Origin of the sequence: Arsenophonus endosymbiont of Bemisia tabaci Q2, assembly GCF_902713415.1 — a bacterium.
In the GTDB taxonomy this organism is placed as follows: Bacteria; Pseudomonadota; Gammaproteobacteria; order Enterobacterales; family Enterobacteriaceae; genus Arsenophonus.
The window spans coordinates 1-20620 of the sequence record NZ_CACTIE010000117.1 but is presented as its reverse complement, the minus strand read 5'-3'; the positions used below and the strand labels follow the sequence as shown (position 1 = coordinate 20620).

General features: G+C 40.0%; 15 protein-coding genes, 2 tRNA genes and 4 pseudogenes. 18 read left to right on the top strand and 3 right to left on the bottom strand.

The window, feature by feature from the left end:
• Nucleotides 1–180: 180 nt before the first annotated feature.
• The gene (dacB, locus tag ARSQ2_RS06855) at nt 181–771 is read right to left on the bottom strand and encodes a D-alanyl-D-alanine carboxypeptidase/D-alanyl-D-alanine endopeptidase (RefSeq protein WP_238334365.1); all 591 of its coding nucleotides are present in this window, start codon (nt 769–771) and stop codon (nt 181–183) included.
• 401 nt (nt 772–1172) lie between these two features.
• Here dacB and greA point away from each other — a divergent pair, with 401 nt between their 5' ends.
• Nucleotides 1173–1649 carry a transcription elongation factor GreA gene (gene greA, locus ARSQ2_RS06850; protein ID WP_181994825.1) on the top strand — a complete coding sequence of 159 codons (477 nt, stop codon included), beginning with the start codon at nt 1173–1175 and terminating at the stop codon, nt 1647–1649.
• A gap of 164 nt (nt 1650–1813) precedes the next feature.
• Here the strand turns inward: greA and yhbY are convergent.
• A pseudogene (yhbY, locus tag ARSQ2_RS06845) lies at nt 1814–2061 on the bottom strand (ribosome assembly RNA-binding protein YhbY).
• A 143-nt stretch (nt 2062–2204) separates the two neighbouring features.
• Here yhbY and rlmE point away from each other — a divergent pair.
• The 17 genes and pseudogenes from rlmE to ARSQ2_RS06760 all read left to right on the top strand — a co-directional run bounded on the left by rlmE (nt 2205) and on the right by ARSQ2_RS06760 (nt 20259).
• Nucleotides 2205–2834 carry a 23S rRNA (uridine(2552)-2'-O)-methyltransferase RlmE gene (rlmE, locus tag ARSQ2_RS06840; protein WP_181994821.1) on the top strand — a complete coding sequence of 210 codons (630 nt, stop codon included), beginning with the start codon at nt 2205–2207 and terminating at the stop codon, nt 2832–2834.
• Between the two features lie 59 nt (nt 2835–2893).
• Nucleotides 2894–4744: pseudogene (gene ftsH, locus ARSQ2_RS06835) on the top strand (ATP-dependent zinc metalloprotease FtsH); the annotation flags it as partial.
• Between the two features lie 177 nt (nt 4745–4921).
• The gene (gene folP / locus ARSQ2_RS06830; protein WP_181994824.1) at nt 4922–5770 is read left to right on the top strand and encodes a dihydropteroate synthase; all 849 of its coding nucleotides are present in this window, start codon (nt 4922–4924) and stop codon (nt 5768–5770) included.
• Complete coding sequence (gene glmM, locus ARSQ2_RS06825) at nt 5763–7100, top strand: phosphoglucosamine mutase (protein ID WP_181994823.1); 1338 nt, start codon at nt 5763–5765, stop codon at nt 7098–7100. Before folP ends, glmM begins: the two co-directional genes overlap by 8 nt.
• A 246-nt stretch (nt 7101–7346) precedes the next feature.
• Entirely contained in the window at nt 7347–7685 is a 339-nt protein-coding gene (gene secG, locus ARSQ2_RS06820) for a preprotein translocase subunit SecG (protein ID WP_181994819.1), read from the top strand.
• Between the two features lie 56 nt (nt 7686–7741).
• Nucleotides 7742–7831 (top strand) — tRNA-Leu (locus ARSQ2_RS06815).
• Nucleotides 7832–7890: 59 nt separating this feature from the next.
• A tRNA-Met gene (locus ARSQ2_RS06810) sits at nt 7891–7967 on the top strand.
• Nucleotides 7968–8159: 192 nt separating this feature from the next.
• Complete coding sequence (gene rimP, locus ARSQ2_RS06805; protein WP_032114389.1) at nt 8160–8612, top strand: ribosome maturation factor RimP; 453 nt, start codon at nt 8160–8162, stop codon at nt 8610–8612.
• Between the two features lie 23 nt (nt 8613–8635).
• Nucleotides 8636–10150 (top strand): transcription termination factor NusA, encoded by a 1515-nt coding sequence (nusA, locus tag ARSQ2_RS06800; RefSeq protein WP_181994818.1) that lies wholly within the window; start codon nt 8636–8638, stop codon nt 10148–10150.
• A gap of 21 nt (nt 10151–10171) precedes the next feature.
• A complete protein-coding gene (infB, locus tag ARSQ2_RS06795; protein WP_181994817.1) occupies nt 10172–12787 on the top strand; it encodes a translation initiation factor IF-2 in 2616 nt (871 codons plus the stop codon).
• 260 nt (nt 12788–13047) lie between these two features.
• On the top strand, nt 13048–13464 hold the full coding sequence (gene rbfA / locus ARSQ2_RS06790) for a 30S ribosome-binding factor RbfA (RefSeq protein ID WP_181994816.1): 417 nt from the start codon (nt 13048–13050) through the stop codon (nt 13462–13464).
• A complete protein-coding gene (truB, locus tag ARSQ2_RS06785; RefSeq protein ID WP_181994815.1) occupies nt 13464–14405 on the top strand; it encodes a tRNA pseudouridine(55) synthase TruB in 942 nt (313 codons plus the stop codon). The genes rbfA and truB overlap by 1 nt, the downstream gene beginning before the upstream one ends.
• A 135-nt stretch (nt 14406–14540) precedes the next feature.
• The gene (rpsO, locus tag ARSQ2_RS06780) at nt 14541–14810 is read left to right on the top strand and encodes a 30S ribosomal protein S15 (protein ID WP_181994814.1); all 270 of its coding nucleotides are present in this window, start codon (nt 14541–14543) and stop codon (nt 14808–14810) included.
• 311 nt (nt 14811–15121) lie between these two features.
• Nucleotides 15122–17248 carry a polyribonucleotide nucleotidyltransferase gene (gene pnp / locus ARSQ2_RS06775; protein ID WP_181994813.1) on the top strand — a complete coding sequence of 709 codons (2127 nt, stop codon included), beginning with the start codon at nt 15122–15124 and terminating at the stop codon, nt 17246–17248.
• A 123-nt stretch (nt 17249–17371) separates the two neighbouring features.
• Nucleotides 17372–18255: pseudogene (gene nlpI / locus ARSQ2_RS06770) on the top strand (lipoprotein NlpI).
• A gap of 104 nt (nt 18256–18359) precedes the next feature.
• The gene (yrbN, locus tag ARSQ2_RS14810) at nt 18360–18437 is read left to right on the top strand and encodes a protein YrbN (RefSeq protein ID WP_129109148.1); all 78 of its coding nucleotides are present in this window, start codon (nt 18360–18362) and stop codon (nt 18435–18437) included.
• Nucleotides 18430–20259: a DEAD/DEAH family ATP-dependent RNA helicase gene (locus ARSQ2_RS06760; RefSeq protein WP_181994812.1), complete on the top strand. Its 1830-nt coding sequence runs from the start codon at nt 18430–18432 to the stop codon at nt 20257–20259. Before yrbN ends, ARSQ2_RS06760 begins: the two co-directional genes overlap by 8 nt.
• A gap of 84 nt (nt 20260–20343) precedes the next feature.
• Here the strand turns inward: ARSQ2_RS06760 and ARSQ2_RS06755 are convergent.
• Nucleotides 20344–20472: pseudogene (locus ARSQ2_RS06755) on the bottom strand (LytTR family transcriptional regulator DNA-binding domain-containing protein); the annotation flags it as partial.
• Between the last annotated feature and the right edge of the window lie 148 nt (nt 20473–20620).

Sequence of the window (20620 nt, the reverse complement as noted above, 5' to 3'; positions counted from 1 at the left end):
CAGAGTATTCAACAAGTCATCATCGATGCGGGGCATATGGTGGAATATTTGCCTACCTATTCGCCAGATCTTAATCCAATTGAACATAAATGGGCAGAAGCTAAATGCAAAAAAAGAGCGCTCGGATGCGACACAGATATTTTGTTCGCACTCAATATGGTGTAATGAAAATTAAGTTGCTTAGCTATAACGGTTTAGTTCTCCTGGTATAACGTCTAATGCGCAATAACGTACATCAGTTGAACCTTTTCCTAGCGTAATAACTTGACTGAACATATTAATAGGGTAAAAAGAGGCAGTATGGACATGTGCGATATCGCCAGGTGTCTGACCACTATCTATAGTGGCTGAAAAACAGTTATTATCGATAATTTTTATCGCTAATAACTGCGCTTGGTGGAGCACTAAACATTGTGTCATATCATTCCATACCCACCCTGGAGCCTTATCTTGGCCAGCGAAGGCTGATATATCGATGATTAAATCGCCGTCAACTTGTTCAATACCAAGTTGCTTTAATTCAGCTACCATGTTGCGAATTTGTTGGTGCGATAAGGTTGGATCGTCAGTGAAGCTTACAACCAAATCACCTTTTAAACGATGATCGATAATTTTTCCTTCAGTTTCGAAATGGGTGACAAATTGATAATCGCGACCTAATTGAAGTAATCCAGCTAGTGCGGTAACAATTTTTTGAGTACTTGCAGGTAGTGCCATTTGTTGGCTATGGTAATCGAACAATGGAGTATCACTCCCCACTTTTTGCGCGATAAAAGAGAGATTTGTACCTGCAGGCAGATAATTAATATAGTTTTCAATTGGCGCTGATAGCGCCTGATTGAATATGAAAAGTAGGTTAAATAACCAATATGATCTTCCAATTTTTTTTAAAAAGCCATAAGTGCTGTATATAGCTGTATATAAAAGTAGACATAATAGACATACTAAAGTGTAATGCAGAAAAAAGTAAACGGTGACCTAGCATTAAGTGTGCGTTAGCATGGTTAATTAAATGTTAGAATAATAAAGTTATAAATTAATAGTTAACAAGGTTTTCCCCCCTTTTTTTTTCCGAGAATGTTGTTTTGTCAGAAGTGCTAATTTGCTTTAATGACAGAAAAATTAGGAAGATATTTAATTTTTATTTAGGAAAGAATCAGAGGCATTTATTAATGAAACAGATTCCAATGACGGTACGTGGCGCAGACAAGCTGCGTAAAGAATTAGAATTTTTAAAGAATATTCGCCGTCCTGAAATTATTGCTGCTATTGCAGAAGCACGTGAACATGGTGATTTGAAAGAAAATGCAGAATATCATGCAGCGCGTGAGCAGCAAGGGTTTTGCGAAGGGCGTATCCAAGAAATTGAGGCTAAATTGTCTCATGCGCAAGTTATTGATGTAACAAAAATGAAAAATGAGGGTCGTGTAATATTCGGCGCGACAGTTGCCGTATTTAATGTAACGAAAAATGAAGATCAGATTTATCGTATTGTGGGTGATGATGAAGCCGACATCAAAGAAAATCTCATTTCTGTTAATTCACCAATAGCTCGAGGCCTGATCGGTAAGACTATGGATGATGTGGCAGTTATCAACACCCCTGGCGGTGAAGTTGAATATGAAATTTTACGAGTGGAATATATTTGATTTTCATTTTATCTTAAAGTGTTATGTTCTTGAGTTAATTCAAAAGTAAAAGAGGCCAAAGCGGCCTTTTTTATCCTGAAGTGGGATGGCATTTTTGTATAAATGTAGAAAACTTATTTAGGTAAAATGATCTTGCGTGCTTCAGAAGGGCGATCGATAGAGTATCACAAAATTTTACCAATAATTTGCACATTGATAGCATCGGTTTCTCGAACAATAGCGTTAGCTATCAAATTTTTGCTTTCGCGATCTTCGCTCACTATCTTGATTTTAATCAGCTCATGATATGACAAAGATTGTTCGATTTCAGCTAAAACACCTTCAGTTAAACCATTGTTAGCTATCATTACAACAGGGTTAGATGATGAGAAAGGCTTTTTAAATATTGTATTTGTTTTTTATTAAGAGTCATTGTTTTTTGCTTTAGTGGCATTGAAAACGATACATTCTACCGCCATCTTTTAGTTATCAGTATAAATTCTATAATTTTGGTATATCGAAAATGGCAGAGATCAGTGTTATTTTATAAGTATAATCAGTATAGTTGGAAAAAAAATGGCTAATAAAAAGCGTTCAGCAACCTCTAGTCGTTGGTTTCAGGAACATTTTAGTGATAAATACGTTCTTCAAGCACAAAAAAAAGGGTTTCGCTCGCGTGCATGGTTTAAATTGGATCAGATCCAGAAGAGTGATAAAATATTTAAACTTGGTATGACCGTTGTTGATTTAGGTGCAGCGCCTGGTGGTTGGTCTCAATATGCAGTAAGCAAAATTGGCCAGACGGGGCAGGTTATTGCATGTGATTTATTACTAATGGATCCCATCGTAGGTGTTGATTTCTTACAAGGAGATTTTTGGGATGAGAAGATATTGAAGGCATTACATGAACGAGTTGGTGATAAAAAAGTCCAGGTTGTTATGTCTGATATGGCTCCCAGTATGAGTGGGACACCTGCGGTCGATATTCCTCGATCCATGTATCTGGTTGAGCTAGCGTTAGATATGTGTCGCGATGTACTGGCTACTGGGGGAAGTTTTATTGTTAAAGTATTTCAGGGAGAAGGGTTTGATGAATATCTGAGGGAAATTCGCTCTCTATTTTTGAAAGTTAAAATTCGTAAACCAGATGCTTCACGGTCACGTTCACGTGAAGTGTACATTGTAGCGACAGGACGCAAAATATAGTACCCTGTACGTTATTTATTTAACATAGTTGTAATGAAGAGGTTCATCCCTTGAGTGACATGGCGAAAAACCTAATTCTCTGGGTAGTCATTGCGGTAGTCCTGATGTCTCTATTCCAGAGTTTTGGTCCTAGCGATTCGAATAGTCGCAGGGTGGATTATTCTACCTTTATGAATGAGTTAACTCAGGGTCAGATACGTGAAGTGCGGATTTCTGATCGTGAAATTAGTGTTAAGAAAACGGATAACAGTCGTTATACGACTTATATTCCAGTGAGAGAGGATCCAAGATTGTTAGATACCTTGCTTGAAAGGCATGTCACCGTCATTGGTGAACCACCTCAAGAGCAAAGTTTCTTAGTGACTATTTTCATTTCCTGGTTCCCAATGCTATTACTAATTGGGGTTTGGATCTTTTTTATGCGTCAGATGCAAGGAGGAGGTGGCAAAGGTGCTATGTCCTTTGGTAAGAGTAAGGCGCGGATGCTGACAGAAGATCAAATTAAAACCACTTTTGCTGATGTTGCCGGTTGTGATGAAGCGAAAGAAGAAGTTGGTGAGCTAGTTGAATATTTGCGTGAACCGGGTCGTTTTCAAAAATTAGGTGGTAAAATTCCTAAGGGAATTCTGATGGTAGGGCCACCGGGAACAGGTAAAACTTTATTGGCAAAAGCCATTGCAGGTGAAGCGAAAGTTCCTTTTTTTACTATCTCCGGTTCAGATTTCGTAGAAATGTTCGTTGGTGTTGGTGCTTCTCGAGTTCGTGATATGTTTGAACAAGCAAAGAAAGCCGCGCCTTGTATCATATTTATTGACGAAATCGATGCGGTTGGCCGGCAACGTGGCGCAGGTTTGGGAGGAGGGCACGATGAACGTGAACAAACTCTTAACCAAATGTTGGTAGAGATGGATGGATTTGAAGGTAATGAAGGTATTATTGTTATTGCCGCTACGAACCGTCCCGATGTTTTAGATCCGGCATTATTGCGTCCTGGACGTTTTGATCGGCAGGCTGTTGTGGGTTTACCTCATGTACGTGGTCGTGAGCAGATTTTGAAAGTTCATATGCGCCGTGTACCTTTAGATCCTAGTGTTGATGCTTCAGTATTGGCACGAGGCACACCTGGTTTTTCTGGTGCTGATTTAGCTAATTTAGTTAATGAAGCCGCGCTTTTTGCAACACGTGGAAATAAGCGTGTTGTCACGATGGTTGAATTCGAAAAGGCAAAAGACAAGATCATTATGGGTGCTGAACGTCGCTCTATGGTGATGACAGAGGAACAAAAAGAATCTACGGCTTATCATGAGGCTGGCCATGCGATTATAGGACGTATTGTTCCAGAACATGATCCTGTTCATAAAGTGACAATTATCCCACGAGGTCGTGCGTTAGGTGTCACATTCTTCTTGCCAGAAGGTGATCAAATTAGTTCCAGTCGGCAAAAGCTAGAAAGTCAAATTTCTACGCTTTATGGCGGCAGATTAGCTGAAGAAATTATTTACGGTTCAGAAAAGATATCTACTGGCGCGTCAAACGACATTAAAGTAGCAACTAATCTTGCTCGTAATATGGTGACGCAATGGGGTTTTTCTGAGAAATTAGGCCCATTGCTCTATGCAGAAGAAGAAGGTGAGGTTTTCCTGGGCCGCTCGCTTACTAAACCTAATCATATGTCAGACGAAACTGCGCGAGCAATTGATGAAGAAATCAAGGCAATTATTGATCGTAATTATAAACGAGCTCGTCAGATTTTGAATGAACACATGGATATTTTGCATGCGATGAAAGATGCATTGATGAAATATGAAACCATTGATGCACCTCAAATTGATGATTTGATGAATCGCCGTCCAGTTAGAGCTCCAGCCGGCTGGGATGATAATGATAGTAATCCTACTACAACATCCTCATCACCCTGAGAGCCAGAAAAGAATATTTCTGCCGCTCAGGGTGAAGATAATGTGCAAGAAAATGATAATGGAAGTAAAACAGAGAATCGTTAATGATCATTGGTTCTCTATGTGAAATGAATAAATGATTAAAACCCAAAGTTTTCCTGGGGTTTTGTTTGGTTGAATAAGGTGATTATGAAAATTACTGCCCGCAAAATAGAGCTTGATCTTAATTGTCCTGTTGTTATGGGAATATTAAATGTTACTCCAGATTCTTTTTCTGATGGTGGTATATACAATCGTTATGACTATGCGCTCAAGCATGTAGCTAGTATGGTTAACCATGGTGCGGCAATTATCGATATTGGTGGTGAATCAACCCGTCCGGGTGCTACCAAAGTCACTCTACAGCAAGAACTCGATCGAGTTATCCCAATAATCGAAGCAGTAACTGACCGTTTTGATGTTTGGGTTTCTGTTGATACATCTAAAGCTGTTGTCATGAGAAAGGCAGCTAGAGCAGGTGCGCATATTATTAATGATGTTCGGTCGTTACATGAACCGGGTGCATTAGAAGCTGCGGCTGAAACAGGATTACCGATCTGTATTATGCATATGTTAGGTCAACCTAAGACAATGCAACAAACACCCGATTATAAAAATGTGGTTGCAGAAGTAAAACAGTATTTATCAGACGAAATTAAACGCTGTGAAGCGGCTGGCATTGCGAAAAATCGTTTGATTATTGATCCAGGTTTCGGTTTTGGTAAAAACTTGGTGCATAATTATCAATTATTAGCGAAATTGAATGAATTTCATGCTCTCGGAGTGCCACTACTAGTGGGTATGTCACGTAAATCTATGATTGGTGAACTATTAGATGTACCACTAGAGGAACGGCTTATTGGCGGTATTGCATGCGCAGTTATCGCAGCTATGCAGGGAGCACAGATTATTCGTGCTCATAATGTAAAAGAAACTTTACAGGCTATGAAGATTGTTCAAGCAACCCTTTCAGTAAAGGAAACAGATGATTATGAGTAAGCGCAAATATTTTGGCACCGATGGTATTCGTGGCAAAGTAGGAGAAAACCCAATTACCCCTGATTTTGTTTTGAAATTGGGTTGGGCAGCGGGTAAGGTTTTAGCGCGGCATGGTTCTCGTAAAATAATCATAGGTAAAGATACACGCATTTCAGGTTATATGTTGGAGTCATCTTTAGAAGCGGGTCTTGCAGCAGCGGGGTTATCAGCTGCATTTACAGGTCCTATGCCTACACCAGCGATTGCTTATTTAACACGCACATACCGTGCTGAAGCGGGTATTGTTATTTCTGCTTCCCATAATCCCTATTATGATAATGGTATTAAATTCTTTTCGATTGATGGAACTAAATTACCTGATGATGTAGAAGAAGCAATAGAAGCTGAGATGGAAAAACCACTTACTTGTGTTGAGTCTGCCGAATTAGGACGAGCGAGTCGCATTGTTGATGCTGCTGGGCGTTATATAGAGTATTGCAAAGGGACGTTTCCTAGTGACCAAAGTTTAAGTGGATTAAAAATAGTTTTAGATTGTGCTAATGGCGCAACCTATCATATTGCCCCGAATGTTTTAACTGAGCTTGGTGCGGAAGTCATCGCAATCGGCTGTGAACCAAATGGACTGAATATTAATGAAGGCTGTGGCGCGACTGATGTTACGCTATTGCAAAAACGTGTGATAACAGAAAAAGCGGGTATTGGTCTTGCTTTTGATGGTGATGGTGATCGGGTAATAATGGTTGATCATCGTGGTAATAGAATAGATGGTGATCAAATTCTTTATATTATTGCTCGTGATGCACTTCGACAAGGTCAATTGCACGGTGGAGTTGTTGGCACTTTAATGAGTAATATGGGATTAGAATTAGCCCTGCAACAGTTGGATATACCTTTTATCAGGGCAAAAGTTGGCGATCGTTATGTTCTCGAAAAATTACAAGAGCAAGGATGGCGACTTGGTGCTGAAAATTCAGGCCATATTATTTTGTTAGATAAAACGACAACAGGTGATGGAATGATTGCTGGTTTACAAGTTCTAAGTGCGATGCTCCGTAATAATACGAGCCTTTATGATCTCTGTTGTGAGATTAAATTGATGCCTCAAGTATTAATAAATGTGCGTTTTTCCGGTAGCCATAATCCATTGGCCACAGAAAAAGTTTTAAATGTGGTAAATCAAATGGAAAAAGAACTAACAGGTAGAGGACGGGTTTTATTGCGTAAATCAGGTACCGAGCCTTTAATTCGTATCATGGTGGAAGGTGAGAATGAAAAGCAGGTTACCGCAATGGCTAATCGCATTGCTGAAGTGGTCAAGCAAGTGAAATAGGTCATAATCTTTTTATAAAAGATCATATGGTTGTATAAGATGGTTGTATAAGTATTGTGTCATTTTTCGTCAACAGGCTTTGGAGAACAACTTTTTTTTCTACAAATAGTACGATGAGATAAAATAATCTTGCTTGTCAGCTAAGGTTTGGTTAGTATTCAAAACCGCTCCTTAAAGTAACGACTTAAGGAGGAAGTTGCAGTAGATAGGTTTTTCCGAACTTTATTGTCAAATAGGTAGTTAGCTATGTACATAACCCTTTTGGTTATCTTTTTATTAGTCTCAATTTCGCTGATTGGTATGGTCATGCTGCAAAAAGGGAAAGGTGCTGATATGGGAGCTTCATTCGGTGCAGGTGCTTCTGCAACATTATTTGGTTCATCAGGATCAGGTAATTTTATGACGGGGATGACGGCTATCTTTGCAACATTATTCTTTGTTATCAGTTTAATTTTAGGGAATTTAACTGCTAATAAAAGTGTGACTGGAAGCAAATGGGAAAATATTGGTGAACCTGTTAAAGTTGAGAAACCATTGGGAGTTCCTACAGCGCCTGTAACACCAACAAGTGATATCCCTCATTAATTAAGCAACAGTTTATGTAGTGAGGCGGTTTTATTAAAAAATTGTCTTACTGGTGTGCCGAGGTGGTGAAATTGGTATACACGCTACCTTGAGGTGGTAGTGCCTATAAAACGGGCGTACGGGTTCAAGTCCCGTTCTCGGCACCATTTTTAAAGATAGCTTGCGTTTCGCATATTATCAGCGTAAAATCTGCAAAATTTCCGAACGCGGGATGGAGCAGTTTGGTAGCTCGTCGGGCTCATAACCCGAAGGTCGTCGGTTCAAATCCGGCTCCCGCAACCACTTCTTAGCATATGATCTATATTCAGGCGTCTTATTGGATTATTTTCGTTTGGAATAGTGCTGAGTCAGGGGTTAAACCCTACTAACAGTGTATAGGGTCAAGTTGCATAAAGCCCCAGTTTTTGGGGTTTTTTGTTATTTAAAACAGAATTAGTGGGCTTTTAGCCCTTTTTTTATGTCTGGGGGTGGGGTTTGTCCACGTTAGAGCAAAAATTAATATCGATGATTTCAGTGCCGGTAGAAGCTCTAGGTTTTGAATTTGTTGGTCTGGAGTTTATTCGAGCACGGGTTTCGACATTACGCGTTTATATTGATAACGAAAATGGTATTACCGTTGATGATTGTGCCGAAGTTAGCCACCAGGTCAGTGCAGTACTGGATGTTGAAGATCCGATCTCAGAGCTCTATAACCTGGAGATATCTTCACCAGGACTTGAGCGTCCACTCTTTACTGTTGCACACTATCAGCATTTTATTGGTAAAGAAGTGAATTTAATATTAAGAATAGCAATGCAGAACCGTCGTAAATGGCGAGGTATAATTAAAGCTGTTGATGACGAAATGATTACGGTTACTGTGGATGGTAAGGACGAAGTGTTTGCACTAAAAAACATCCAGAAAGCTAACCTGGTACCCCACTTTTAATAAAGTTCAATGAGGCAACTAGGATGAATAAAGAAATTCTGGCTGTTGTGGAAGCGGTGTCTAATGAAAAATCGCTTCCTCGCGAAAAAATCTTTGAAGCGCTTGAAACCGCATTAGCAACAGCTACTAAGAAAAAATATGAACAAGAGATTGATGTTCGCGTTAATATTGATCGTAAAACGGGAGATTTTGATACATTTCGTCGTTGGTTGGTGGTTGAAGAAGTTACACAGCCGACACGGGAAATTACTTTAGATGCGGCAAAATTTGAAGACTCAGAGATTAATTTAGGCGATTATGTAGAAGATCAAATAGAGTCTGTTACCTTTGACCGCATTACCACTCAAACTGCAAAACAGGTTATTGTTCAAAAGGTACGTCAAGCTGAGAGAGCGATGGTTCTCGAGCAATTTCGTGAGCAGCAAGGTGAAATCATTACCGGGGTGGTAAAAAAAGTCAATCGTGAAAATATTACCTTGGATTTAGGTAATAATGCCGAAGCGGTAATTTTACGGGAAGATATGTTACCACGTGAAAACTTTCGACCAGGTGACCGTGTGCGTGGTATATTGTATGATGTACGCCCAGAAGCGCGTGGAGCGCAACTGTTTGTTAGCCGTTCTCGTCCTGAAATGTTAGTAGAATTATTTAGCATAGAAGTACCGGAAATCGGTGAAGAAATTATTGAAATTAAAGCCGCTGCTCGTGATCCAGGATCGCGGGCAAAAATTGCCGTAAAAACGAATGATAAACGCATCGATCCAGTAGGCGCTTGTGTTGGGATGCGTGGTGCAAGGGTGCAAGCAGTATCAAGCGAACTTGGAGGAGAACGTATTGATATTGTTTTGTGGGATGATAATCCTGCACAATTTGTGATTAATGCGATGGCGCCAGCTGACGTTGCTTCTATTGTCGTCGATGAAGATAAATGTACGATGGATGTTGCCGTTGAAAGTACTAATTTGGCTCAGGCAATTGGCCGCAATGGACAAAATGTTCGCTTAGCTTCCCAGTTACTGAAAAAGCATCGTGGAGATGACAGATGGGAATTGAATGTAATGACCGCGGAAGAACTTGAAGCTAAACATCAAGCAGAGGCACATGCATCTATTGATTCTTTTGTTAAACACCTTGATATTGATGAAGAATTCGCTACTGCTCTCGTTGAAGAAGGTTTTTCTACATTAGAAGAATTAGCTTATGTACCAATCAATGAACTATTAGAAATTGAAGGTCTTGATGAGACAACGATTGAAGTTTTGCGTGAAAGAGCGAAAGCAGCGCTGACGACATTAGAATTGGCTCAAAAAAAGAGTATGAGTGATAATCAGCCAACTGAAAATCTGTTAAATCTACCAGGTATGAATCATGCTTTAGCAATGAACCTAGCTGCTCATGGTATTTGTACATTGGAAGATCTTGCCGAGCAAGGGATGGACGATCTGAGAGATATTGAAGAAGGGCTGAATGATGAACAGGCTGGTGAAATTATTATGGCTGCGCGCAATATTTGCTGGTTTGGCAACGATCCAAAATAATTTGTAGCAGGAAGGAACAGAATGGCAGATGAAACTGTAAAATCATTGGCAACAGAGATTCAAACTTCAGTTGAACGCCTGGTACAGCAGTTTGCTGATGCCGGGATAAAGAAAACTGAAAATGACGCTGTTACTCAAAATGAAAAAGAAACTTTACTTGCATACTTAAATCGTGAAGATGGGACGACAGGTAACCAGACTGGCAAATTAACACTACAGCGCAAAACTCGCAGCACACTAAGTGTGCCGAGTACTGGCGGAAAAAGTAAATCAGTCAACATTGAGGTCCGTAAAAAGCGCACATATGTTAACCGCGATGCCTTGGAAAAACCGAAAGCTGAAGAACAAGTGACGCATGAAGCGGAAGAGCAAGCAAAGCCCGAAGCAGCGGAAAAAGAGAAAGTGAAACAAAGTAAAAATAATCCAAAAACAGCTAAGTTCAGTCAAGATTCGGCTGCTTATACTGAAAAACAGCGTCGAGAAGCTGAAGCAGCAGAGCTTAAACGTAAAGCTGAAGAAGAGATGCGACGTAAGGTTGAAGCGGAATCTAAACGCGTTGCGGAAGAAGCTCGTCGTATGGCAGAGGAAAACTCTAATCGTTGGAGTAGTAATGACGAAACGCAAGATAATGCAGATTATCATACTACGACTTTTCGTCATGCTCGTGAAGCAGAAGATGAAAATGATGCCCAAGAAGAAGGCCGTCGCGCCCGAAATCGAGCTGGAAAGGCTACTCGGCAGAAAAAAAATAATAAACATTCTGAAAAAGCTGATCGCGAAGAAGAGCGAGCGGTTGGTCGTACGAATAAAACCAAAGGTAAACAGAAAAAAACCAGTTCATTACAGCAAAGCTTCACAAAACCGGTTGCGGTTATTAACCGTGATGTTGTGATTGGCGAAACCATCTCGGTTGCTGAATTAGCGAATAAGATGGCAGTCAAAGGCTCACAAGTTGTCAAGACCATGATGAAAATGGGGGCTATGGTGACCATCAATCAGGTTGTTGATCAAGAAACAGCGCAACTTGTGGCAGAGGAAATGGGGCATAAAGTTATTTTACGGCGTGAAAATGAGCTGGAAGAAGCGATTTTAAATGATCGTGATACCGGTGAAGCAGTTGCAGAACCTCGGGCGCCAGTCGTAACGATCATGGGGCATGTTGACCATGGTAAAACTTCATTACTTGACTATATTCGTTCAACTAAAGTTGCATCGGGTGAAGCTGGCGGCATTACGCAGCACATAGGTGCCTATCATGTTGAAACAGATAAAGGCATGATTACCTTCTTAGATACACCAGGACATGCGGCATTTACTTCAATGCGTGCTCGCGGTGCTAAAGCAACAGATATTGTTGTTTTGGTCGTTGCGGCGGATGATGGTGTGATGCCTCAGACGATAGAAGCTATTCAGCATGCTAAGGCCGCTAATGTGCCGGTTGTCGTTGCAGTTAATAAAATTGATAAACACGAAGCTGATCCTGATCGCGTCAAAAATGAGCTGTCGCAATATGGTGTTGTGACTGAAGAGTGGGGTGGCGAAAATCAATTTATCAATGTATCTGCCAAAAAAGGGACAGGGATTGATGAATTATTAGAAGCTATCTTATTACAAGCTGAAGTATTAGAACTCAAAGCGGTTCGTACTGGAATGGCAAGTGGTGTTGTTATCGAGTCTTATTTGGACAAAGGTCGCGGTTCGGTTGCGACGATTTTGGTTCAGGAAGGCACCCTTAATAAAGGTGACATTGTACTATGTGGTTTTGAGTATGGCCGTATTCGTGCAATGCGTAATGAATTAGGTGAAAATATTCAGTCTGCAGGGCCATCGATTCCGGTTGAAATTCTGGGGTTATCAAATGTACCTTCAGCAGGTGATGAAGCAACGGTTGTTCGTGACGAAAAGAAAGCGCGTGAGGTTGCACTTTATCGTCAAGGTAAATTCCGAGAAGTAAAATTGGCACGCCAGCAGAAGTCAAAACTAGAAAACATGTTTGCTAATATGGAAGATGGTAAGATTTCTGAGTTAAATATTGTATTAAAAACCGATGTACAAGGTAGCTGTGAAGCCATTACTGATTCGTTGCAAAAATTATCAACTGATGAAGTGAAAGTGAAAATTATTGGTTCAGGTGTAGGTGGTATTACAGAAACCGATGTTACATTGGCTGCTGCTTCTAATGCAATTATCATTGGTTTCAATGTTCGCGCCGATGCTGCAGCAAGACGCATTGTTGAAAGTGAAAATTTGGATCTACGCTATTATTCGGTTATTTATAGTCTTATCCATGAGATCAAACAGGCGATGAGTGGTATGTTGGCGCCTGAATATAAACAGCAAATTATCGGATTAGCCGAAGTCCGTGATGTGTTTAAATCACCTAAGTTTGGGGCCATTGCTGGTTGTATGGTTCTTGAAGGCATAATCAAGCGTAATAACCCTATCCGTGTATTGCGGGATAATGTGGTTATTTATGAAGGTGAATTGGAATCATTACGTCGTTTTAAAGATGATGTCAACGAAGTACGCAATGGCATGGAGTGTGGTATTGGTGTGAAGAATTATAATGATGTACGTGTAGGTGATATGATAGAAGTATTTGAAATCATTGAAGTGAAACGTTCTATTGATAATTAATGTTTGCTTTATTGATGCTTATTAAAAGGCCATAACATCACTTATAGCCTTTTAGTTAAAGAGTTATAAATAACCATTTAGATCGGGTATATTGGTTATCGATTGTTGCGATAAGATTAATTCTATTATGATAAATAATAGTTAATATTTTTTATATAAAAAATCAAATAGATATAAGTATTGAATTTTATTTTTCTAATATATATATAATAATTAATGGTCATTATATTTTAGTTTTACCCTTGTGAGGAGATATCATAATGGCAAGAGAGTTTAGTCGTGCTCAGCGTGTTGCCCAGGAAATACAAAAAGAGATCGCCATTATTCTTTATCGAGAAATTCAAGATCCACGAGTTGAAATGGCTACTGTCTCAGGGGTGGAAGTTTCTCGTGATTTGGCTTATGCCAAAGTGTTTGTGACTTTTTTAAACATATCACCAAAAGAACATGAAACAGATATGGTTAAAAATGGTATTAAAGTATTGAATGGTGATATGGCGAAACATATTCGTTCTTTGTTGGGTAAAGCGATGCGTTTACGTATTGTTCCTGAATTAACTTTTTTTTATGATAGCTCTTTGCTGGAAGGTATGCGTATGTCTAATTTAGTTAGGAGCGTGATCCGTGATGATGAAAAGCGCCGTCATACTACAAAAGATGATAAAGAGAGGAAGTAATGAGGCATCGCGGTGGTCGTGAGGTTCACGGAGTATTGTTATTAGATAAACCGGCAGAACTTTCATCTAATGATGCTTTGCAGAAAGCACGTCGTTTATTTAATGCAAAAAAAGCCGGTCATACAGGAGCACTCGATCCTTTAGCAACCGGCATGTTACCGATTTGTTTTGGTGAAGCAACCAAATTTTCACAATTTTTGCTTGATTCTGATAAACGCTATCGGGTTATTGCTCGTTTAGGACAGCGTACTGATACTTCAGATGCGCATGGTAAAATAATTTGTCAACGCCCTATCGAAATAACACAACTGAAACTTGATAAGGCATTAGATAAATTTCGTGGTAATTTAATCCAAATACCGTCTATGTATTCTGCGCTTAAATATCAGGGTAAGCCACTTTATGAATATGCCCGTCAGGGGATTACTATTGAACGTGAAGGCCGGCCGACTATTGTTTATGATTTACAATTTGAGCGCTGGCAAGAGAATGAACTGGAATTAACAATTCATTGTTCTAAAGGAACTTATATACGAACTATTATTGATGATTTAGGTGAATTGTTGGGTTGTGGTGCTTATGTGATTTATCTAAGGCGCTTAGAGGTAGCTAGTTATCCCAGTGAACGTATGGTAACAATAGAACAATTATATACGCTTAAGAAGCAAGTGGAATTAGGGATAACTTCTCTAGAGGCACAATTAGATCCTTTATTATTACCAATGGATACAGTAGTTAATCATTTTCCTGAAATCAATATTTCATCGATTGTTGCAAGCTATTTTAAACAAGGGCAAGCGGTTGTTTTTGCTAACCATCGGCTTTCCGAAGGAAATAAAGTTCGAGTAACAGAAGGTGATATGCATAAATTTATTGGTATTGCTGAGATCGATGAACAAAATAGGATAGCACCTCGTCGTTTAGTGGTGGAAAGTGTTTGATAGGATTTAGATGTAATCTTGCGTTATGATTAATTGAAGCGTAAAATAGATGAGCGTTTGTTCGGGAAAGCTGAATTAGAGATTGGCTTTCCTTATGTTTAATGAAAATGTTTAATGGAAAATTTGGAGTTATTTATGTCTCTAAGTACTGAAGCGAAAGCGCAAATTATCTCAGACTATGGCCGTAATAAAAATGACACGGGTTCTAGTGAAGTTCAAGTTGCTCTATTGACTGCGGAGATCAATCATTTGCAAGGTCACTTTGCAGAGCACAAAAAAGATCACCACAGCCGTCGAGGGCTGTTGCGTATGGTTGCTCAGCGCCGTAAGCTATTGAACTATCTTAAGGGTAAAAATGTTGCTTGTTATACCACACTTATTGAGCGCTTAGGATTACGTCGCTGATTGGTTTTTTTCAAAAGAAAAGGGGCCAGTAGGCCCCTTTTCTGCTAGAAAGCGGAAAAAATTTTTAGAATTGGTTTACACTTACAAAATGATTTTAGGAAATAGATTTTTGTCAATTTATTTCTAAATAATGTGAGCTTCTTTAGCTACAACCGGTTCGCGCGGCTAATGAGAATACTGATATTCACAAAATAAGTAAAAATATTCAGTTAAGTAAAAATATTCAGTATTGTCATTAGTCGCGAGGATGTAGCAAGAAAGGAAATATTGGTGTTGTTATATAAATAAACAGCTATTAAAAGGGTATTATTTTGCTTAATCCTATTGTTCGTAAATTTCAATATGGCCAGCATACCGTCACTATCGAAACGGGCATGATGGCGCGTCAGGCGACTGCTGCAGTTATGGTTAATATGGATGATACAGCCGTATTTGTCACTGTTGTTGGGCAGAAAAAAGTGAAAGAAGGGCAGGATTTCTTTCCACTGACAGTTAACTATCAGGAGCGATCTTATGCTGCCGGCCGAATCCCCGGTAGTTTTTTTCGTCGTGAGGGTCGTCCTGGTGAAGGTGAAACACTCATAGCCCGGCTGATTGATCGTCCACTTCGTCCCTTGTTTCCAGAGAAATTTGTCAATGAAATACAAATTATTGCTACGGTTGTATCCATTAATCCGCAAGTGAATCCAGATATTGTTGCTATGATCGGCGCCTCTGCTGCATTATCTATATCGGGTATTCGATTTAATGGTCCAATTGGTGCAGCTCGTGTTGGTTATATTGATGACCAGTATGTTTTAAATCCCACCGTTGATGAATTGAATAGCAGTCGCTTAGATTTAGTTGTCGCAGGTACGTCGAGTGCGGTACTAATGGTAGAGTCTGAAGCGGATTTATTGACGGAAGAGCAAATGCTTGGTGCGGTTGTTTTTGGTCACGAGCAACAGCAAATCGTAATTGATAATATTAATGCCTTGGTAGCCGAAACAGGTAAAGAAAAATGGGATTGGCAGCCTGAAGCGATTAATCAAGAATTATATAATCGTATTGCTCAATTAGCTGAAGAGCGGTTAGGTGATGCTTATCGTATTACTGAAAAACAAGAACGTTACACTAACGTTGATGCAATTAAAGAAGATGTCGCTAATGCGCTTTTGGCAGAAAATGAATCTTTAGATGTTGCTGAGATAAACGACATTCTTTCCGGTTTAGAGAAAAAAGTTGTCCGTACTCGGGTATTAAAAGGTGAACCGCGGATTGATGGGCGAGAAAAAGACATGGTACGTGCACTTGATGTCCGTACGGGTGTATTACCTCGTACCCATGGTTCAGCATTATTTACGCGCGGAGAAACGCAGGCGTTGGTCACGGCAACTCTTGGTACTGAACGTGATGCGCAAGTTATTGACGAGCTGATGGGTGAATATACCCATCGTTTTCTATTCCATTATAACTTCCCTCCTTATTCAGTAGGTGAGACAGGCATGGTCGGTTCGCCAAAAAGGCGCGAAATTGGCCATGGGCGTTTGGCTAAGCGTGGAGTATTGGCAGTGATGCCGAATCAGTCAGAGTTTCCCTATACTGTACGTGTAGTCTCTGAAATCACTGAATCCAATGGCTCTTCTTCTATGGCTTCCGTTTGTGGGGCATCACTAGCATTAATGGATGCCGGTGTTCCAATTAAGGCAGCGGTAGCAGGTATTGCAATGGGATTAGTGAAAGAAAACGATGATTTTGTTGTGCTTTCCGATATCTTGGGTGATGAAGATCATTTAGGCGATATGGATTTTAAAGTCGCGGGTAGTCGTGAAGGTATTAGTGCTCTGCAAATGGATATGAAGATTGAGGGCATTACGCGTGAAATTATGCAAATTGCGTTAAACCAGGCAAAAGGGGCTCGTTTACACATTTTAAGTGTTATGGAAGAGGCTATTAATGGCCCTCGTGAAGAGATTTCTGAGTTTGCCCCACGTATTCATACTATCCACATCAATCCTGATAAGATCAAAGATGTAATAGGTAAAGGTGGTTCTGTCATTAGAACATTGACTGAAGAAACCGGTACTACGATTGAAATTGATGATGATGGTACCGTAAAAATTGCTGCAACCGATAGTTCTAAAGCAGAAACGGCTATTCGTCGTATTGAAGATATTATCGCAGAAGTTGAAGTTGGTCGTATCTATCAGGGCAAAGTCACACGTATTGTTGACTTTGGTGTTTTTGTTGCCATTGGTGGTGGTAAAGAAGGGCTGGTGCATATCTCTCAGATAGCAGAAAAACGCGTTGAAAAAGTTACTGATTACTTACAGTTAGGTCAGGAAGTGCCAGTCAAAGTATTGGAAATTGATCGGCAGGGTCGTATTCGCCTTAGTATTAAAGAGGCGGTTTCTGCTGAAAAGCCGGCTGAAACAGAAACACAAATTTCTGCAGAATAATTTGACGTAAGGCTCGGTGTCCTGTAAAAAGAGAACCTACTCAGTTTTTTTACTAGCTGAGTCTCCGGTAGTTGTGGGGATTGACGCGATATATTGATTAGTTTCTGTCTTTTGGAGAAGGAAATGAATTCTTTTCTGCGCTGGCTTTATACTGCTGCTATTCTTTTTATTGTCGGTTGCAGCAGTAAAACTGGCGTAAAAATGAAGTCTCTATTTTCCCATTGCAATCCACATTGCAACAAGAAGTAATATTGGCTCGTATGGAACAGATCCTTGCTAGCCGGTCGTTGTCCGATGATGAATATGCACAGCTTTTATATGAACGCGGTATGTTGTATGATAGTCTCGGATTGAGGGCGTTAGCGCGCAATGATTTTACCATAGCGCTACCTATACGTCCTGATGTTCCGGAAATTTTTAATTTTCTGGGAATATATTTTATACAGGCAAGCAATTTTGCTGCTGCCTATGAAGCCTTTTATTCTGTTTTAGAGCTTGATCCAACTTACAATTTCGCGCGCATGAATCAAGGTATTGCACTGTATTATGGTGGGAGATATCGATTGGCGCAAGGTGATCTGCTGGAGTATTATCGACAAGATCCAAATTATCCTTTCCGCAGCTTATGGCTTTATTTAGTGGAGAAAGAGATAAAACCAAAAATGGGCGCAAGCCAATTTGTTATCTCGTTATAACAAAGCGGAAAAAGGGTAATGGGGCTAGAATATAGTTAAATTCTATTTAGGTAAAATCAGTGAAAAACATTGATGGTTCGTCTGAAAGAGAATTCAACAGATAACACTTCGCTCGCTGAGCATCTTAGTGAAACTAACTGCTATTTAGGTAAATATTACCTAAGTCTGGGGGATAATGATAGCGCTATAGCGTTATTCAAGCTTACGGTAGCTCTAGCAATGCACATAAGCTTTGGTGAAGAGCACCGCTATCCTCTGTTGGAACTGGCTTTGTTAGGTCAGGTACAAGACGACCTTTCAGAATCAGCCTAACAGTAGCGACGAACATATCATCACTGCTTTTTTAAGTCTTCATCGATTGTGATGAGGGCTTGTTGTTCGTTTAATAACATAATCTGAGCCAGTTCACATTTTAAATGAAAATGACCGAAATTTTTTTCGCAGAGTTATGTAAACTGGCCGCCATAATAAATGAGGCACTTTTGCATGACTAATGAGACTGAAATCTCTTTTGCTGATTTAAGTTTATCAACACCGATTCTTTCTGCACTAAATGACCTTCGTTATGAAAAACCATCTCCAATCCAGCAGCAATGTATCCCCTATTTATTAGATGGGTGTGACGTATTAGGTATGGCACAAACCGGTAGTGGTAAAACCGCTGCTTTTAGTTTACCGCTATTACATAATATAGATATCACATTAAAAGCCCCTCAAATCTTAGTGTTGACACCAACGCGTGAGTTAGCCGTACAAGTTGCGGAAGCCATGGGTCAATTCTCCAAACACATGCGTTCAGTAAATGTAGTCGCACTTTATGGTGGGCAGCGTTACGATTCGCAACTACGCGCACTCAGGCAAGGCCCGCAAATTGTAGTAGGAACTCCGGGCCGCTTATTAGATCACTTGAAAAGAGGGACGCTAAATTTATCCCATTTACGTGGCTTGGTTCTTGATGAAGCGGACGAAATGTTACGTATGGGGTTCATTGAAGACGTTGAAAATATCATGAGTCAGATCCCAACCGAGCATCAAACGGCACTATTTTCTGCTACAATGCCGGAAGCGATCCGTCGTATTACCCGTCGTTTTATGAAATCACCAAAAGAGATCAACATTCAATCCAGTGTTACGACGCGTCCAGACATTACGCAAAGTTATTGGTCTGTCTATGGTATGCGTAAAAATGAAGCATTAGTTCGTTTTTTGGAGGCTGAAGATTTTCATGCGGCAATTATTTTTGTACGCACTAAAAATGCCACATTAGAGGTTGCTGAAGCGCTTGAACGTAGTGGCTATAATAGCTCGGCTCTAAATGGCGATATGAATCAAGCTCTACGTGAGCAAACTTTAGAGCGTTTGAAAGATGGCCGTCTTGATATATTAATTGCCACCGATGTCGCAGCACGTGGTCTAGATGTTGAACGTATTAGTTTAGTTGTTAATTATGACATACCGATGGATGCAGAATCTTATGTGCATCGAATTGGTCGTACCGGTCGGGCAGGTCGAGCTGGGCGTGCTATTTTGTTTGTCGATAATCGTGAACGTCGACTACTACGGAATATTGAACGTACCATGAAGCAGCCAATTGCCGAAGTTGAGTTACCAAATTCTGCGCTTTTAAGTGAACGTCGCCAAGCTAAATTTGCTGAAAATATTCAAAAGCAATTAGAAAGCAGTGATTTAGAAAAATATCGTGCATTACTGGCTAAATTAGTTGTTGATGATGATCTGGATATGGAAACCTTAGCTTCAGCACTATTAAAAATGGCGCAAGGTGATCGGCCGTTAATATTGCCACCTGATCCTGTTCGTCGTGCAAAACGTGAATCAAATTCACGTGATGAGCGTCGTCGCAGTAATGGCACTTCTGAACGTAGTCCGCGTCGCGAGCGTCGTGATGTCGGTGATATGGAATTGTACCGTATTGAAGTTGGTCGTGATGATGGCGTTGAAGTTCGCCACATTGTCGGTGCAATTGCTAACGAAGCAGACATTAGTAGTCGTTATATTGGTAATATTAAATTGTTTGCTTCACACTCAACAATAGAGTTACCAAAAGGTATGCCAAATGAATTACTTAATCATTTGACACGTACACGTATTTTGAATAAGCCAATGCAAATGCAATTGTTAGGTGAAGCACAACCGTTTGAACGTCGTGGTAACGGTGGGCAGCGTAATGGTGGTGAATTACGTGAGAGAGGACGTCGCTTTGGTAATGAACATCGTAGTGAGCGTGAACAGTTCCGTGGTCGTAACGAAAGGAATAATAACGCTGGATTACGCCGTCGTAGCAATCACAATATCTAATGTAATAGGATTATTGTCCTATTTAGCACAAAAAGCTGAATTCAATTGAATTCAGCTTTTTTTATTAAAAGGTTATCAACCGAATTAGCATAATCCTAATGCTTCTTTAAAGACTTTCAGGTAGCGACGGCTGATCGGAATATGTTGATCATTACTTAATACCAGTTCTGCCTGATTATTTTCAGTAAAAGTAATTTCTTTTAGTTGGGTCATATAGCTAAGCGACTTAATTATTGATGACATTATTTATATGAGCTATTCAATTGATTTTAGACGTAAAGTGATATTTACGATGGAAGAAGAAGGGTTGAGTATCCGCGAGAAACAGCGAAGCAATTTCGGATTGGCTCTGCATCTGTAT